At 32.2% G+C, this 16,141-nt stretch carries 18 protein-coding genes; all 18 read left to right on the top strand.

All coding sequences use genetic code 11. The features are described 5' to 3' along the window. The first annotated feature begins 21 nt into the window (after positions 1–21). The 18 genes from R3O62_RS00700 to R3O62_RS00615 all read left to right on the top strand — a co-directional run bounded on the left by R3O62_RS00700 (position 22) and on the right by R3O62_RS00615 (position 16,067). Positions 22–342 (top strand): DUF4751 family protein, encoded by a 321-nt coding sequence (locus R3O62_RS00700; RefSeq protein WP_186993750.1) that lies wholly within the window; start codon positions 22–24, stop codon positions 340–342. Positions 343–463: 121 nt separating this feature from the next. Then, positions 464–1,486, top strand: a complete 1,023-nt coding sequence (gene pseB, locus R3O62_RS00695) for a UDP-N-acetylglucosamine 4,6-dehydratase (inverting) (protein WP_186993749.1) — start codon at positions 464–466, stop codon at positions 1,484–1,486. Then, positions 1,483–2,223 carry a cytidylyltransferase domain-containing protein gene (locus tag R3O62_RS00690; protein ID WP_186993748.1) on the top strand — a complete coding sequence of 247 codons (741 nt, stop codon included), beginning with the start codon at positions 1,483–1,485 and terminating at the stop codon, positions 2,221–2,223. The genes pseB and R3O62_RS00690 overlap by 4 nt, the downstream gene beginning before the upstream one ends. Before the next feature lie 2 nt (positions 2,224–2,225). Next, positions 2,226–3,407: a DegT/DnrJ/EryC1/StrS family aminotransferase gene (locus tag R3O62_RS00685; RefSeq protein ID WP_186993747.1), complete on the top strand. Its 1,182-nt coding sequence runs from the start codon at positions 2,226–2,228 to the stop codon at positions 3,405–3,407. 2 nt (positions 3,408–3,409) lie between these two features. Beyond that, positions 3,410–4,471, top strand: coding sequence for an N-acetylneuraminate synthase family protein (locus R3O62_RS00680; RefSeq protein WP_186993746.1), 1,062 nt, complete (start codon positions 3,410–3,412; stop codon positions 4,469–4,471). 2 nt (positions 4,472–4,473) lie between these two features. Then, the gene (locus tag R3O62_RS00675; RefSeq protein ID WP_186993745.1) at positions 4,474–5,055 is read left to right on the top strand and encodes a YdcF family protein; all 582 of its coding nucleotides are present in this window, start codon (positions 4,474–4,476) and stop codon (positions 5,053–5,055) included. Beyond that, entirely contained in the window at positions 5,037–5,669 is a 633-nt protein-coding gene (locus R3O62_RS00670; protein ID WP_186993744.1) for a hypothetical protein, read from the top strand. The genes R3O62_RS00675 and R3O62_RS00670 overlap by 19 nt, the downstream gene beginning before the upstream one ends. A gap of 32 nt (positions 5,670–5,701) precedes the next feature. Further along, positions 5,702–7,102 (top strand): lipopolysaccharide biosynthesis protein, encoded by a 1,401-nt coding sequence (locus R3O62_RS00665; RefSeq protein ID WP_186993743.1) that lies wholly within the window; start codon positions 5,702–5,704, stop codon positions 7,100–7,102. After that, positions 7,102–7,965, top strand: a complete 864-nt coding sequence (locus tag R3O62_RS00660) for a hypothetical protein (protein ID WP_186993742.1) — start codon at positions 7,102–7,104, stop codon at positions 7,963–7,965. The genes R3O62_RS00665 and R3O62_RS00660 overlap by 1 nt, the downstream gene beginning before the upstream one ends. Beyond that, entirely contained in the window at positions 7,952–8,629 is a 678-nt protein-coding gene (locus R3O62_RS00655) for a CatB-related O-acetyltransferase (RefSeq protein ID WP_186993741.1), read from the top strand. The genes R3O62_RS00660 and R3O62_RS00655 overlap by 14 nt, the downstream gene beginning before the upstream one ends. Continuing rightward, on the top strand, positions 8,599–9,405 hold the full coding sequence (locus R3O62_RS00650; protein WP_186993740.1) for a glycosyltransferase family 2 protein: 807 nt from the start codon (positions 8,599–8,601) through the stop codon (positions 9,403–9,405). Before R3O62_RS00655 ends, R3O62_RS00650 begins: the two co-directional genes overlap by 31 nt. Positions 9,406–9,417: 12 nt before the next feature. Further along, positions 9,418–10,584 carry a hypothetical protein gene (locus R3O62_RS00645; protein WP_317473077.1) on the top strand — a complete coding sequence of 389 codons (1,167 nt, stop codon included), beginning with the start codon at positions 9,418–9,420 and terminating at the stop codon, positions 10,582–10,584. Between the two features lie 2 nt (positions 10,585–10,586). Then, entirely contained in the window at positions 10,587–11,687 is a 1,101-nt protein-coding gene (locus tag R3O62_RS00640) for an EpsG family protein (protein ID WP_220577085.1), read from the top strand. Further along, positions 11,684–12,694, top strand: a complete 1,011-nt coding sequence (locus tag R3O62_RS00635) for a glycosyltransferase (RefSeq protein ID WP_186993737.1) — start codon at positions 11,684–11,686, stop codon at positions 12,692–12,694. The genes R3O62_RS00640 and R3O62_RS00635 overlap by 4 nt, the downstream gene beginning before the upstream one ends. Positions 12,695–12,698: 4 nt before the next feature. Next, positions 12,699–13,838: a glycosyltransferase family 4 protein gene (locus tag R3O62_RS00630; protein ID WP_186993736.1), complete on the top strand. Its 1,140-nt coding sequence runs from the start codon at positions 12,699–12,701 to the stop codon at positions 13,836–13,838. Between the two features lie 5 nt (positions 13,839–13,843). Further along, the gene (locus tag R3O62_RS00625) at positions 13,844–14,452 is read left to right on the top strand and encodes a sugar transferase (protein WP_186993762.1); all 609 of its coding nucleotides are present in this window, start codon (positions 13,844–13,846) and stop codon (positions 14,450–14,452) included. Between the two features lie 3 nt (positions 14,453–14,455). After that, positions 14,456–15,415 carry an ATP-grasp domain-containing protein gene (locus R3O62_RS00620; protein ID WP_186993735.1) on the top strand — a complete coding sequence of 320 codons (960 nt, stop codon included), beginning with the start codon at positions 14,456–14,458 and terminating at the stop codon, positions 15,413–15,415. After that, positions 15,408–16,067, top strand: coding sequence for an HAD family hydrolase (locus tag R3O62_RS00615; RefSeq protein ID WP_186993734.1), 660 nt, complete (start codon positions 15,408–15,410; stop codon positions 16,065–16,067). The genes R3O62_RS00620 and R3O62_RS00615 overlap by 8 nt, the downstream gene beginning before the upstream one ends. The last annotated feature ends 74 nt before the right edge of the window (positions 16,068–16,141 follow it).

Below are 16,141 nucleotides of genomic sequence, written 5' to 3'. Positions count from 1 at the left end.
TAACCATTAAAATTTAACATCATGGGTAAACAATGGTTTGTATTTACTTCTCTTGAGAATCCACAAGAGACGAAAACGGCTTCTCCGTATCTTGATTATTTGACTTGGAATACTAAAGGCCGTTGGACGGCAGAGTATAAAAATGGCAAGTTCTATCATTATGAAAATGGTGCTAAGGATAAATGCCATACAGACTCCATCCTGAATTATATTTCAGATGCGGGTGAGAACTGGCAGATGAAGATTGAAGGCGATCATTTTGTCCATGCTCCCAATGGAGACTATTCACGTGCGCATACAGACCTAGAAAAATATTATCTTCTTTGGAGACTTCCGTTCTGAAGTGCCAGTCGTTGGTGTACTGTTTGAAACAGGCAGGATTTAATAGAAAAAATAGAAAATAAATAATTAATTACTTTATTCATTTGTTTTTGAATAAAGTAAATTCATCTTTTTATACAATATGTTAAATAATAAATCTGTCTTAATTACCGGTGGAACAGGTTCTTTTGGTAAGAAGTTTGTGGAAACTATTCTTCGAGATTATCCTCAAGTGAAAAAAATAGTGATTTATTCTCGTGATGAACTTAAACAATTTGAGTTGAAACAGAAATATCCTGAGTCAATATATCCCCAACTTCGTTTTTTTATAGGAGATGTCCGTGATGGTGAACGCCTAAAGCGTGCTTGTGAAGGTATTGATGTAATTATCCATGCTGCGGCAATAAAGCAAGTGGATACAGCTGAATATAATCCGGAAGAATGTATAAAAACTAATGTTCATGGTGCTCAGAATGTAATTAATGCAGCATTGCAAACAGGAGTGAAACATGTTGTTGCTCTTTCTACGGACAAAGCTTGTGCTCCAATAAATTTGTATGGTGCAACTAAACTAACTTCTGATAAGTTGTTTGTTGCCGCCAATAATATAAAAGGCGCAAGAGAGCTAAAGTTTTCAGTAGTTCGCTATGGAAATGTGATGGGGTCTCGTGGTTCTGTGATTCCTTTTTTCATAAACAAAAGGGATTCTGGAGCTAAAGAGCTACCCATAACTGATATGCGTATGACTCGTTTCAATATTTCTCTTCAAGCAGGCGTGGATTTAGTCATGTACGCTATAGGGCATCATTTAGGAGGTGAAATTTTTATACCTAAAATACCTTCTTATCATATAGCAGATGTAGCAAGAGCAATTGCACCTGAATTACCTTTAAAAGAGATTGGTATACGTCCTGGAGAGAAACTTCATGAAGAAATGATTACTCCTACGGATGCTCTTAACACGATTGATCTAGGTCCTTATTATGCTATACTCCCTTCTGTCTCTGATAGGTATACTAATGAAGATTTTGTAAAATATCATAATGCGATATATGTTCCACAAGATTTCCATTATAGCTCGGATAAAAATACAGATTGGGAGACAGTTGAATCTATGCGTGAAAATATAAAGAAATATATAGATCCTAATTTTGTGGTGAAATGAAAATAGCCGCTATTATTCAGGCCCGATGTGGGTCTACCCGATTTCCCAATAAAGTTTTCGCAGATCTTTGTGGACATCCTTTGATATGGCATGTCGTTAATAGACTGAGGTTTGCGAGTACAGTGGATGAAATCGTTTTGGCTACAACAATTAATTCTGGCGATCAAAAATTGTATGATTGGGGAATAAAGAATAATATAACTGTATTTAGAGGTAGTGAGAACGATGTTTTAAATAGATATTATAGAGCCTCTGAGGAAGTTAATGCAGATATTGTAATTCGTATAACCGCAGATGATCCCTTTAAAGAACCATCTATTATTGATAAAGCAGTTCAAAAACTCTTAAAGGAGGGGGCAGATTTTGTTTGCAATAATTTTCCTCCGAGTTTCCCAGAGGGGCTAGATGTTGAGGTTTTCACAAAAAGAGCTTTGAGTATTGCAGAACAAAACTCAGAAAGTAATTTTGAACGTGAGCATGTTACACAATACTTTTATCACAATCCTTCTCTCTTTAAGATTTTGAATATTAGTAATCATAAAAACTTATCCGGATTACGGTGGACCCTTGATACGGAAGAGGATTTTCTGATGACGCGACAAATTTATTCTTTACTTTACAAAGATGATTCTTCTATTTTTTATATGGATGATATTCTTGATTTATTAGAACGATTTCCAGAGATTTCTAGAATGAATTTAGGTGTTACTAGAAGTGAAATGTATAAATTAAAATGATTATGGAACGTATAACCCAGTTAGAAAGGGACTATGTAAATCAGGTCCTTGACAATGCTTTTGCTACTTCGTTAAATTCTGTTTTTAATAACAGGTTAGAGGCTGCATTTGCTAAACAATTTCATTCGAATTACGCTATCGGGCATTGTAATGGCACTGAAACTATGCATACTGCTTTGGCATCTTTGGGAGTTAAGCCTGGTGATGAAGTGATTGTCCCGGCTTTGACAATGACCAGTACATCGTTAGCAGTATTACATAATGGTTCTATACCGGTTTTTGCAGATGTTGATCCTGATACTTTTGTGCTGACGGCTGAGAGTATTGCTAAAGTGATAACTCCTAAAACTAAAGCTGTCATAACGGTTTCTTTATATGGCCTTTCTCCTGACTATGATTCCATATTGGAACTTTGTCAAAAGCATAATCTTTTTCTGATAGAAGATAATGCTGAATGTTTTATGGGCAAATATAAGGGAAAACTGGTTGGCGAGTTTGGTGATTTCGCAAGTTTTAGTTTTCAGGCAAGTAAACATTTGACTACAGGTGAGGGAGGAATGTTAATATGTAAGGAAGAGAAATATGCGGATAATGCTCGTCGTTTTAGTTGTTTAGGCTATGCAGGAGTAAGTGCAAAGCAAGGAAAGATTACTCGTAATGATATTCAAGATCCCACTTATAGTCGTCATGTTGCTATTGGTTTTAACTATCGTATGTCTGAATTGCAAGCTGCTGTTGCACTTGCTCAGTTGGAGCGTATTGATGAGTTAGTTGGAAATCGTATTGAGGTTGCTAAAATTTTTGATGAAGCAATTGAAGGAACTGATTTGTTGAGAAGGCAGCACGAGCCGGAAGATGTTTCAAATTCATATTGGTCATATAGTCTTGTTTTAAACACGGATCATCCGGAAAAAGATTGGTATATATTTCGCGATTTGTTTCAGAAGAATGGTGGCGATGGTTATTATGCAGCATGGAAACTTTCTTATAACGAACCGTTATTCCAAAATATAGTCCAGGGCATGGATGGGATTTGGCAAAAATATGACTCTCTACTTTGTCCTGTTTCTGAGTATCTTCAACCAAGAATGATCCAGTTGAAAACTAATTACTGGAATTTGGACGAGGCCAAAGAGCAGGCAGCTATATTAAAGAAAACGATTAAAGAATTTAAACAGATTTGATTATGGGCTTTTTTAACAAAGAGATAAAGATTGGACAAAAGTGGATAGGTGAAAATCATCCTACTTATTTTATTGCAGAAATCGGTGCAAATTTTGATGGAAATCTTGAAAAGGCAAAACGTTTAATAGATGCAGCAAAAAGTGCGGGTGCCGATTGTGCTAAATTTCAGACTTTCTCTACTTCTAAAATAGTTTCAGAAGGAGGCTTCTCACGGATGCAGTTGAAGGGTGTACATGGCTCTTGGGGCAGAACTGTAAGTGAGGTTTTTAAAGATGCAGAATTTCCTGTATCCTGGCACAGGGAAATAGCTGAGTATTGTCATAAAATAGGTATTGACTTTTCTACATCTCCCTACTTTAAAGAAGCTGTTGATTTATGCGTTGATTTGGATGTGCCTTTTATAAAAATAGGTTCTGGTGATATAACTTGGTTAGAAATGATTGATTATATCGCTCGTAAAGGGATACCCGTGATGTTGGCAACCGGAGATGCAACAATGTCTGAAATAGATGAAGCCGTACGTACTATTGAGGCAGCAGGGAATAAAAATCTTGTATTGATGCAATGTATAACCAATTATCCTTCAAAAATAGATAGTGCTAATGTAAATGTTTTGAAAACTTATCAATCGGCTTATGAAGTATTAACTGGTTATTCGGATCATGCTCCAGGGCATGTTGTGGCATTGGCTTCTACTGTAATAGGTGGTAGGGTGATAGAGAAACACTTTACTTTATGTAAGACAGACAAGGGACCTGATCATCCACACTCGATGGAACCAAACGAGTTTAAATATATGGTTGATTCTGTTCGTGAGGTTGAACGTGCAATGGGGAGTACTCGTAAAGAGGTTGTTGCGGAGGAGGCCGAAACGGTTTTTGTGCAACGACGTTGTCTGTATGCAAAGAATACTCTGCAAAAGGGACAAATAATAACAGCAGACGATATTGATGTACTTCGTCCTGCTTTAGGTATTCCTCCTAAATTTAAGTCTGTCATTATTGGTAAAACTTGTAACGAGGATATTGAAAAGGGACAGCCTTTATTCTGGGAAAATTTCTGAAAATGACTGAGCGGGAAATTTTTATGGCTTTGGTTGATGGTGATTCAATACAGCCTTCTGATGCAATTATTTTATTAGAAGGCGATGGCTTTAACCGTTATCACCATGCAACACAATTGTATAAAGTTGGTTTTGCTCCTATGATTGTATTTAGTGGAGGAATAACGAACTATGATTATGGTAGCTATCCGTATGAAAAAATTAAACCTTTAATATTAGAACAGGGAGTCTTGGAGTCAGATTTATACCATGAATCAGCTTCATTAAATACTAAACAACAGGCAGATGAGATAATGCAACTCTGTATGAAAAAAAACTGGAAACGAATAATTCTAGTAGGTTCTCACTACCATCAATATCGAGCTTATTTGACCTTTTTGAAATCTATGTTTGAAGCAGGTAGTGAGATTATAATTTATAATTCACCGGTTAGAGATTTGAGTTGGTTTTCAGAAAATAGGTGGGGAAATAGGCTTACTTGTTTGATAAGTGAATTTGAACGTATTGATAAATATATGATTCAAGGTGATTTGGCATCTTATAAAAATGCAATAGAATATCAAAAATGGAAAGAGTTACAATAGAACAAGCCAAAAATATATTTGGTAAAAATTTTATCGGACCTAATGAATTGAACTTTTTGTTTTCAAAACTGAATTTAGGAGATATCTCAAGCATTCCTATTCCTGAAATAAATTATTCTATTGCAGAATTGGAGAAATATTCTCATGAATATATTTTGATATTAGGATTATCTGAAGTCAATGGTTTTTCGTTATCAATAAGAACTTTTCGTGACATTTTGGGGATGGATCCAGTTGCTTTTGAACCTTGTTTTTATAATCAAGATTGGTATTTGAAAGAGTCTTTTATTGATAAAACATTGGAAAATAGGTGGTATTTGTTAAAAAGAAAGGTTTTGGAGGATTCTCGTGCAATACAACCAGATTTACTTTTAAAACACAGTGTAGTTTTTCCTTCGGCGATATTATGTACATATACCTTTTTTGCTTATTATATTATATTTAATGAACTGTTATGGCGATATGATTTTATTTGGTGTAGTGATGTTGATCATAATGGTGATAGAATATATGTTGGTAGATATCATGATATTGATGGGATGAATAAAAATGGATTTAGTATTCATAGACACTTAGCTTTAAGGAATTGTTATTGTGCTATTCAAACAAAATGATATCTTATATAGATATATTATTATACTTGTAAATGTTAAAACGTTTGTTGTTAAATAGTGCTGTTTTTGGATTAGCTCCATATCTTCCAAGAATACTCGCTGTTTTTTTATTACCTGTGTTGACGAAGTATCTGACAGAAGATGATTATGGAATAATAGGGACTGTAACGGCCTATACGTCTGCGTTGTCTGCATTTACTACATTAGGATTAACCCAAGTGTTATTTAATTCTTTTTATCATTCAAAATGCCAATATAAATGGATATGGAGGGAGCTGTATGGGTTTCTTCAAATCTGGATATTGTTATTTGGAATAATTCAAGCAGTTATATTATATTTTATTTTGCCTGAAGAAGCTGCTGATAATAAATATTCCATTATTTTACTTTCTAGTTTTACGTTATTGTTTTCTGGGACAGCTTTGCTAGGTAATACTTACTTTCAATTAAAGCAGAATCCTCTACCTATTGCTATAAGAACAGTATTTTCGGGAACTGTTACTATTATAGTTAATTATTTTTTGGTGGTGTTTTTGAGAATGGGGTATTTAGGATTTTTTTGGGCAACATGTATTGGAACGGTTTTGGTGAATATTTCTTATATACGTGTTGTGTGTATACAATTAGGATTCTCTCCAATTTATAAATTTAAATTAAAAACGATAAGCCGTAGTTTACGTATATCATTGCCTATTATTCCACATACATATTCAGCATATATGTTGAATACTTCAAATCGTTTAGTAATGGATCGATTTCATATGCCGATTGCTATTATTGGAGAATTTAATATTGCACAGCAATTTTCTAACTTGATAGACTCATTTACAGGGGCTGTTAATCAAGCTATTAATCCTATGACATTGGATGAAATTAGAAATAATAATCATGAAGGAATTCATAGATTAATATATATATATATGACTATTACTTTATTAGTCACATTTTTAGTTTCACTTTGGCTTAAAGAGATATTTTATCTTTTAATAAGTAACGATGTATTGAGAAAGACCTATCCTTATGCCATTATTTTGATTATGGCTCAAAATGCTAAACCAATGTATGTAGCTTCTTCCAATGTTTTTTTCTATTATGAAAACACGAAAAGTTTACTGAAAATAACTTTTGTTGCTGGAATAATGTCGTTGTTTGGTTATATTATTTTTATACCTCTATTAGGTGTTTGGGGGGCAGTCGTTGTTTATTATGTGTCTATGATTTATATGGGATATGCTGGGTTCTTTTTTGATTTTTTTCGAATGAAAACTCTTGTGTTATTCCCTATATTTAAAATTCTAATTACTTCTGTCATATTTACAATTGTTGCCTTTGTTTTGGTTGATTCACTTTTGTTGGTAAAAGTTGTAACTTCATTAATGCTGTTGACAGCAATGTTTGTTTGGGTATATAAAATGAAATTATATAAAATCTGATGAAAAAGATATTGGATGTGATAAACTATCATTGTAGGTGTTTTATAAGATCGTTATTTTGGATATTTATACAATGTAAACAAGCTAATTTTAAGAATTATTGTGTAAGAAAGATTCGTTGTCATAGATTGATTATTTTAGCAAATGGTCCTTCATTAGCTGAAGAGTTGTCTAAAGGGGAATTGGATATGAAAGAGGCGGATATATGTGTCGTTAATGATTTTTGTAAATCTTCCTTTTTTTATAATTTAAAACCAGCTACTTACGTTCTTGCAGATCCGATGTATTTTTATGATGAATTGATGAGAGAAACTGAGCGTGAAACTATAGACTTAATTATGGGTGTTAATTGGGAGATGAATTTATATGTTCCTTTTATTGTTATAAATCAGGCAAAAGCTAAGATAAATAATCCATTTGTTACTATAATTCCATATCACTCAAATTCATATGAAGGGTGGCATAGAGTACGATATTTCTTATTCCATAAAGGATTGTCTATGCCTAAAATACAAAATGTATTAATACCATGTATTTTTAATGGAATTAATCTTGGTTATACAAAAATTGAATTGTACGGCGTTGATCATTCTTGGACTAAAGACATTATTGTAAACGAAAAAAATCAAGTTTGTTTGGCAGATTATCATTTTTATGATTTGCATGTTTCAGCCAATCCGTGGTTGAAATCCAGTGGTGAAGCATATACAATGTGTGAGGTGTTGCGTGATTTGGCGATTATGTTTGAAGCTTATTATGTACTTAGAAATTATGCTGAAAAAAACGGATGTGAGATAATTAATATGACGTACAATTCTTTTATAGATGCTTTTCAGCGAGGAAGTTATAATGATACTAACTAAATTAAAAAAAATAATACACTTTGTTTTCTGTATAATAAAATTTGATTTCTCCGTGTTGGAGTATTTTAATATTCTTACAAATTCTAAGATAAGTTCTCATGCTAAACTTTTAGGTTCATTTCATATAGATAATTCAGTCATAGATGATTTTACTTATGTGGCATTAAATGCTCATATTTCATATACTATGATTGGTAAGTATTGCTCTATTGGTCCAAATTTTATGTGCGGTTGGGGAATACATCCAATTCATGGTGTGTCAACTTCTCCAATGTTTTATTCAACAAAAGCTCAAAATGGTTATACTATTTGTGATAAGGACAAAATAGAGGAAAGAAGATTGATAAAGATTGGAAATGATGTCTTTATTGGTGCTAATGTTACTGTACTTGATGGAGTTGTAATAGGTGATGGAGCTGTAATCGGAGCAGGTTCTGTTGTATCAAAGAATATTCCACCTTATGCAGTCGCAGTTGGTTGCCCTATTAAGGTTGTTAGATACAGATTTGACGAAGAAACTATTGAGCGGTTTTTAAATGTTAAATGGTGGGATTATGGTTTCAAGTATCATAATTTGCTGGAACAAGAATTTTTTAATTTACAATCTTTTCTTGATAAGATAGAAAAAGAAGAATGGAAAAGACTGAGGGAGAACGACCGCTAGTTACAGTTATTACTATCTCTTATAATGCGGAAGCTATAATTGAGAGGACTATTCTTAGTGTCATTAATCAGACTTATCCAGCGGTAGAATATATAATTATCGATGGAGGAAGTACTGATTCTACGGTTGACATAATTGAAAAGTATGCAAACAAGGTTACTTATTGGATTAGTGAACCTGATAATGGTATTTATGATGCTATGAATAAGGGGCTTGATATTGCCACAGGGAAATGGGTTAGTTTTATGAATTCAGGAGATTATTACTATTCTAATAATGTTTTAGATGCAATTTTTTCTAATGGGAAGAATTATTTTGCGCAAATAATTTATGGAGCCGTCGAAAAGAGATATGCATTTAGAACTGTGATTGAAAAACCTTATCCATTACCAGATATTACTCATAAGATGATATTTTCACATCAATCAACATTTGTTGATTTGGATTTGATGAAATTATATAAATTCGATCTTAGTTATCGTATAATAGCGGATTATGCTTTCTTTTTTAAAATGTATAAGGAGAAGATTGATTTTGTGGAAGTACCAGATATAATTTCATCATATGATTGTTCTGGGATTTCTTCTTCGGCAACATTAAGTTCTTTTTTGAAGCAAAAGAGGGAATTGAATCGTCTTCATGGAGTAAATGCCAGATTGCTTAATTATTATTATTCAGGATTAGTTTATTTACTTAGAAGCCAGATAAAAAAGATTATTCCTAAATATTTATTGAATAATATTCAATATTATCGATGGAAAAAAAAGTATAATTAATTGTTTTTAGAAATGAAAAAAAAATATGACCAAATAGTAGTTATTGATTCTTTTTCTTTTGATAGTTTCCATGAAATGTTTAATGCTGAAATGTTATGTATTTATTCTCATCTTTTCTTGAAAGTAAAATACTATGGGCAAAATAGGAATATTGAGAATATCTTGAAAATTAGACCTATATTAGATAATGTTTCTTTTGACTTATTGAAGTCATTTTCAGGTAGAGGACGCTGGACGCTATTGGGAAGATATATTTGGGCTGCTTTAGTGACTGTGAAGGTTATATTGTTAAATAGAAAAGAGAAATATATTGCTTTGAATAATAATAATCCCTTTTTATTACCTTTATTGTATGTTATAATGCCATTTGTAAAGTCTAATATATTTGTTTGTTGTCATGGGGAATTAGAACTTTTGTTACCCAATAAAAGTATCGGGATTTTGGCTGGAATACAAGGAAAAATATTAGAATTGTTCTTTTTGAAGAAAAAGGTTGATGAAAAACTCTCTTTTATTGTACTTGGTGATTCTATTATGTTGCATTTGAAACAGTTGCTTCCTAACTATAATTATAATAGATTTGGGGCAATAAATCATCCTTATAAGTTTGATGATGACGAAGTGAAATTTACTCCTCTATCTACTACAGAAATACGTATAGGCATTATAGGTCAAACTAATGTGGCAAAAGGATATAGTTCATTGTTACAACTAGCTCAGACGTTGAAAAATAGGGAAAATAATATAAAAGTTATCCATATTGGAAAATTAGTTGGTGATGTTGCTCTTATACGCTCACTGGGAATTGAGGTTGTCGATCGTGATTCTAATGGTGAATTACCTAGAGAAGAGTATAAAAGGTGGATAGCTTCTCTACATTATACTCTGTTTTTATATCCTGTAGATAGTTATAAACTAATTGCTAGTGGAGCTCTTTTTGAATCAATAGCTTCTGGAAAACCTATAATAGCTCTTTGTAATGATTATTTTAAATATGTGTTCAATCTTACAGGAAATATTGGATATTTGCACTCCTCAATAGGAGAATTATGCTCTTTTCTAGAAAATATGCAAGTTGATGCAAAAGAATATTGTTTGTTAAAACGTAAACTTATTGCGGCACAAAGTTTATTTTCAATTGAAAGTGTAAAAGAGGAAGTTAGATTTATTATTGGATAGTTATGTATTTACATATTCTTTTCTTTATATTATCTTTCTTTTCTTTTTTAGAAATATTTACTTCTTTTGGGAGGGATAAATCTAAAATAAAACTACTTTTTATTCTTATAATGTGTATCCTATTTCTTTTTGCTGCAATTAGATGGGAACGGGGTACTGATTGGCAAACATATTATCTTTTTTTTGTTGAACCAGAGCGTTTTGGACATAATTCTTTTGAATATGGATTTACTTTATTAAATAAATTAGTTAGAACTATTAATGGAAATTTTACACTTTTGTTATTAATTCAATCTTATTTATATTATACATTAATGACGAAAGTTATTTTGAAAGTTAGTATATTTCCTTTATTTTCACTTTTAGTTTTGTTCATTGTAGGTTCTTATGCAGGCCTTTTTTTTGTGCGTCAAACAGTAGCAATAGCTATTACAACCTATTCTTTTCTTTATATTAAAGAGCGAAAATTATTAAAATTTATTTTATGTGTTTTAGGGGCTACAATGTTGCATGTTAGCAGTATATTATTTATATTGTCATATTATATTTATAAATTAGAGATTTCTACGAGGAAATTATTAATTTGTTTATTCATAGCCTTTATGTTGGGGTATTTCTTATCGATATTTATGGAGAGATACACTTTGTTAGGAGGGGTTCTTATGGCAAAATTTAATGGTTATATCGAAGAGGGAACAAATATAGATATAGTGGGTATGAGTGCATCTTCTCTATATTTAAGAGGTGTTTTAAGTCGTTTTTTTTCTTTTCTTTTGATTTTTTCTTTCATTTTTTCATATAGAAAACAAGACGCTGTATGTCGTGGCTTATTTAATATATATTTGTTGGGAATTGTTGTGTATATATTAGCTGGAGCTTTTAATATTACATTATCTAGATTGGCAAATTGCTTTGATGTTTTTCAAATATTTCTATTTTGCTATGCTTTTCGATTATCTCAAAACTTGAAAACACGTTTAATTTTCTTTGTCCTTCTTGTGAGTTTTTTATGTGTAAGATTAGTCTCCAAGAATCCATATGAAAATTTGTTTGTACCATATAAAAGTATTTTTAATAAAGAATTACCTGTTGAAGTAGGATGATTACAATAGAAGCGTCCCATGTGAATTGGGGAGGAAGTTTGGTCTTGTTGATGTATTTGATAAAAACATTAGATGGGATGGGAATAAAGGCTGTTGTCTACTTAAAATATGAACATATTTTTAAGGAGATGTCTTCTTTAAATTTGAGAAATGTGATAGTTGTTAAAACAACAACTTTTAGAACTATTTGTCGTTATATGAAAAAAAGAAGGAATGCTCTATTTTTTTGTTCATTACCCCCATTTGTCATTTCCCAGAATTCTATCGTTTACTTTCATAGTGAATATTATTCACAAAAGTTTAGGTGGAATTTAAAAGATAAAAGTTTTAGAGAAAATCTAAAGAGTTTTATTTATTATTATTGGATATGTATAGGGAAATATAAAGCAACTTTTTTTTGTCAAACAAGTTTGATAAAAAATAGACTGTGGGATACTTATCGTATACAGGCCGTCCTATGTCCTTTTTTTGAATTGACTCCAGTTCTTTCTAATGGTGTTAATGAAAAAAAATATGATTTCATATATCCAGCGTTAGATAGTTATCATAAGAATCATTTAGTATTATTGAATGCTATTAGAGAATTGCGAACAAAGAGAGCTTTTTCTATTGTCTTAACAATCCCACAAAACAATAAGCAACTGGTTGATATAATAAATAGTATTAATGTTATTTATCCAAATACTATTGTTAATATGGGAATTTTGACATCGGAAGAAATAAGAAAAATGTATTCTTTATCGAAAGCATTAATTTTTCCTTCTACAATGGAGTCTTTGGGGCTTCCACTAATAGAAGGCATTCATAATGGGTTAGTGGTTTTGTCTTCTGATATGGATTATACTTACAATGCTATAACTAACCCTGTTGTATTTGATCCGTATAATCAATCAGAAATAGTAAAAGTAATGGAAGGTTTTTTAAATGGAAAATATTCAGGTATAAAACAAGATGTAAAGATTGAAAATGCTATTGATTATTTAATAAAAGTATTAACTTGTCATTAAGATTATGAAGCCTGTCTTTTTTCGTATAACAACCGTTTCTCTTAGTCTTAAAACATTATTAGGTGGACAACTTTCATTTCTAAATCAATATTATAATGTTACGGGTATTGCTTCTGGAATGGGTGATGAGTTACAAGAGGTATCTTTGAGAGAGGGGATTCGTACAATTGATGTTCCTATGTGTCGTCAAATTAGTCTTATGTCTGATTTTCAATCACTAATTGTTATAGTTTTTCTATTCCTTAAGGAGAAACCGTATATCGTTCATGCCAATACTCCCAAAGCCAGTTTGTTATCTATGATTGCCGCATGGATAACGAGGGTTCCTCATCGAGTTTACACTGTTACCGGCCTACGTTTTGAAACGGCAACAGGAAATTTACGTCGTTTATTAGTTATTATGGAAAAAATAACCTGTTGGTGTGCAACTAAAGTAATTCCGGAAGGTGAAGGGGTGAAAAGGACATTGATTCGGGAAAAAATAACAAATAAACCATTGAAGGTTATATTGCATGGAAATATTAGTGGCATAGATGTTCAGCACTTTAATCGAACTCAACATGTAGAGTTACTTGCTTCCGAGATAAGGAAAAAAGGCAAATTTACGTTCTGTTTTGTGGGACGTATTGTTAAGGATAAGGGAATTAATGAGCTTGTCTTAGCCTTTGTCCGATTGACAAAAGTATATCCTGAAGTTCGATTGTTGTTGGTTGGTTCTTTTGAAGCGGATTTAGATCCTGTCTCTTCTGAAATAGAACATACTATTTTGAATCACTCTTCAATTTCTTTTCTTGGTTTTCAGCAAGATATACGTCCTTATTTAGCGGCTTCCGATGCATTGGCTTTTCCTAGTTATCGCGAGGGTTTTCCAAATGTTGTTTTACAAGCAGGAGCCCTGGGACTTCCTTCTATTGTTACGGATATTAACGGGTGTAACGAAATAATAGAAGACGGTGTTAATGGAGTTATTATCCCTCCGCAAGATGAGGAAGCGCTTTATGGCGCTATGAAGTTTTTTGTGGAACATCGTGATACAGATGTACGAGCTATGGCAAAGAAAGCACGTCCAATAATTGTAGACCGTTTTGAACAACACAAAGTTTGGGAAGCCTTGTTGGCGGAATATCAATCACTTGAAAAATGAACTGCATATATTGTTCGCTTCTGAAAAGATTTTTTGATTTATCAATATCGTTGGTTGTCATACTTTTTATTTGGCCTATTTTACTTTTTATTTTTCTTTGGCTCCATTTTGCCAATAAAGGTGCCAGTGCTTTTTTTCTTCAGGAGAGGCCCGGACGGCATGGTAAAATTTTTAAAGTCATCAAATTTAAAACGATGACAGATGAACGTGATGCAGAAGGAAACTTACTTCCGGATGATAGACGATTAACTAAGATTGGTAAGTTTGTTCGTTCTACTTCGATTGACGAGCTTCCACAATTAATCAATGTTTTGAAAGGCGATATGTCCTTTATTGGTCCCCGTCCGTTGTTACCTCAATATCTTCCTTTATACAATAAAGAACAGGCTCGTCGGCATGAAGTCCGTCCTGGAATAACCGGTTGGGCCCAGGTGAATGGACGAAATGCTATTTCATGGACAAAGAAGTTTGAATTGGATGTCTGGTATGTAGATCATTGTTCATTTTTTCTGGATCTGAAGATCTTTTTTTTGACTATTAAAAAAGTTTTTGTGCGTGAGGGGATTAATTCTAATACAAGTGCAACTATGGAATATTTTACGGGAAACAATTAAATTATGCGGAATATATTAATTACTTCGGCTGGGAAAAGAGTTACGTTAATACATCTGTTCCAGCAAACGATAAAAAATAGTGGCTTAAATACAAAAATATACACTACGGATATGAATCCTCAATTGGCTCCGGCAGGTATAGTCTCTGATGGATGTTTTTTAGTACCTCGTGTAACTGATAGAAGTTATACGGATATATTGTTGGATTTATGTTTAAAGAATGGAATATATATTATTATTCCTACAATAGATACAGAATTGCAGTTGTTGGCGGATAAGAAAGATTATTTTAGCAAACGTGGAATTGAAATTTTAGTTTCTGATTCTTCTTTTATACAGATGTGCAGAGATAAAAGGAAGACGAATGATTTTTTACAATCTATAGGTATTAGGACTCCTCACCCTATAAACAAGTTAGATCCCACTTTCCCATTGTTTGCTAAACCTTACGATGGATCTTTGTCTAAAGATATATTTGTTATCAGGCATAAAGAAGAACTGACCGCAGAAATTTTAAATCATCCAAAATTAATGTTTATGGAATACATTGATAAAGATGAATACAAAGAGTTTACAGTTGATATGTATTATGGTAAAGACAATTATGTGAAATCCATAGTCCCTCGTGAACGTGTAGAGGTGAGAGCTGGAGAAATAAATAAAGGGTATACTCGAAAGAATTATCTAGTTGAGCTCCTATATGATAAAATGAAATATCTGCCTGGTGTAATTGGATGTATATGCATACAGTTATTTTATCGTGAATGTGATAAGGATGTGGTAGGAATTGAGATAAATCCACGTTTTGGAGGAGGATATCCATTGTCTTATTATGCAAAGGCTGATTTTCCTAAAAATATAGTGAAAGAGTATTTTGAAGCACAAATGTTGAAATATACAGCTGATTGGCTTAGTAATACGTTGATGTTACGTTATGATTCTGAAGTAATAGTGTATGAATAAGGTCGTCGTTTTTGATTTGGATGATACTTTATATAAAGAAATTGATTTTCTTAGATCCGCATATCATGAATTATCTATAGTCTTGGAGAGTAAATATGCACTAAGTAATGTGTATAGCTTACTTTGGGAATCGTATAGTCAAGGTTTAAATGCATTTAATGAGTTGAATAAAAGTTATGGTATTGATATATCTTTAAATGATTTTTTATCTATTTATCGGCTTCATATTCCTAAGATAGCATTGAGTATAGATACTCGCAAAGTGCTAGAAGCTTTGGTGCAAAAGGAAGTGTGTTTAGGAGTATTGACTGATGGGCGTGCAATTACTCAGAGTCAAAAAATGAAGTCATTAGGATTAGATGAATATATTCCTATGGAGAATTGGATTATTTCAGAAAATATAGGATTTGAGAAACCCTCTTTGAAGGGGTATTTGTATTTTCAAGAGAAGTATTTTTCAGATTCTTCTTCTTATTATTATGTTGGTGACAATACAGATAAAGACTTTAAGGCTCCCAATAAATTAAAATGGGAAAGTTTTTGTTTATTAGATAATGGAAGTAACATTCATAAACAAAATTTTTCTCAGTCTAAAGAAATGCTTCCAACACATATTTTAAATAATATAGTGGATTTACTCAAATATATCTGATGAAAAAAATACTTGTTTGGATAAGGAGCTTTTTTGTCTTTCTTTTTCTCCCTTACTATATTAGAAAATCTAAT

It is taken from the genome of Bacteroides hominis, assembly GCF_033042785.2.
GTDB lineage: Bacteria > Bacteroidota > Bacteroidia > Bacteroidales > Bacteroidaceae > Bacteroides > Bacteroides hominis.
Note: the sequence above shows the minus strand (reverse complement) of the source record. Positions and strands in the feature narration are given on the sequence as shown.

Excerpts from the sequence above, each read along its gene's own strand:
- R3O62_RS00660 (WP_186993742.1), top strand. The coding sequence starts at position 7,102 with ATGAAAAAGATATTGGATGTGATAAACTATCATTGTAGGTGTTTTATA.
- R3O62_RS00620 (WP_186993735.1), top strand. The coding sequence starts at position 14,456 with ATGCGGAATATATTAATTACTTCGGCTGGGAAAAGAGTTACGTTAATA.
- R3O62_RS00615 (WP_186993734.1), top strand. The coding sequence starts at position 15,408 with ATGAATAAGGTCGTCGTTTTTGATTTGGATGATACTTTATATAAAGAA.
- R3O62_RS00665 (WP_186993743.1), top strand. The coding sequence starts at position 5,702 with ATGTTAAAACGTTTGTTGTTAAATAGTGCTGTTTTTGGATTAGCTCCA.
- R3O62_RS00700 (WP_186993750.1), top strand. The coding sequence starts at position 22 with ATGGGTAAACAATGGTTTGTATTTACTTCTCTTGAGAATCCACAAGAG.
- R3O62_RS00645 (WP_317473077.1), top strand. The coding sequence starts at position 9,418 with ATGAAAAAAAAATATGACCAAATAGTAGTTATTGATTCTTTTTCTTTT.
- R3O62_RS00675 (WP_186993745.1), top strand. The coding sequence starts at position 4,474 with ATGACTGAGCGGGAAATTTTTATGGCTTTGGTTGATGGTGATTCAATA.
- R3O62_RS00655 (WP_186993741.1), top strand. The coding sequence starts at position 7,952 with ATGATACTAACTAAATTAAAAAAAATAATACACTTTGTTTTCTGTATA.
- R3O62_RS00680 (WP_186993746.1), top strand. The coding sequence starts at position 3,410 with ATGGGCTTTTTTAACAAAGAGATAAAGATTGGACAAAAGTGGATAGGT.
- R3O62_RS00640 (WP_220577085.1), top strand. The coding sequence starts at position 10,587 with ATGTATTTACATATTCTTTTCTTTATATTATCTTTCTTTTCTTTTTTA.
- R3O62_RS00650 (WP_186993740.1), top strand. The coding sequence starts at position 8,599 with ATGGAAAAGACTGAGGGAGAACGACCGCTAGTTACAGTTATTACTATC.
- R3O62_RS00670 (WP_186993744.1), top strand. The coding sequence starts at position 5,037 with ATGGAAAGAGTTACAATAGAACAAGCCAAAAATATATTTGGTAAAAAT.
- R3O62_RS00685 (WP_186993747.1), top strand. The coding sequence starts at position 2,226 with ATGGAACGTATAACCCAGTTAGAAAGGGACTATGTAAATCAGGTCCTT.
- R3O62_RS00635 (WP_186993737.1), top strand. The coding sequence starts at position 11,684 with ATGATTACAATAGAAGCGTCCCATGTGAATTGGGGAGGAAGTTTGGTC.
- pseB (WP_186993749.1), top strand. The coding sequence starts at position 464 with ATGTTAAATAATAAATCTGTCTTAATTACCGGTGGAACAGGTTCTTTT.
- R3O62_RS00690 (WP_186993748.1), top strand. The coding sequence starts at position 1,483 with ATGAAAATAGCCGCTATTATTCAGGCCCGATGTGGGTCTACCCGATTT.
- R3O62_RS00630 (WP_186993736.1), top strand. The coding sequence starts at position 12,699 with ATGAAGCCTGTCTTTTTTCGTATAACAACCGTTTCTCTTAGTCTTAAA.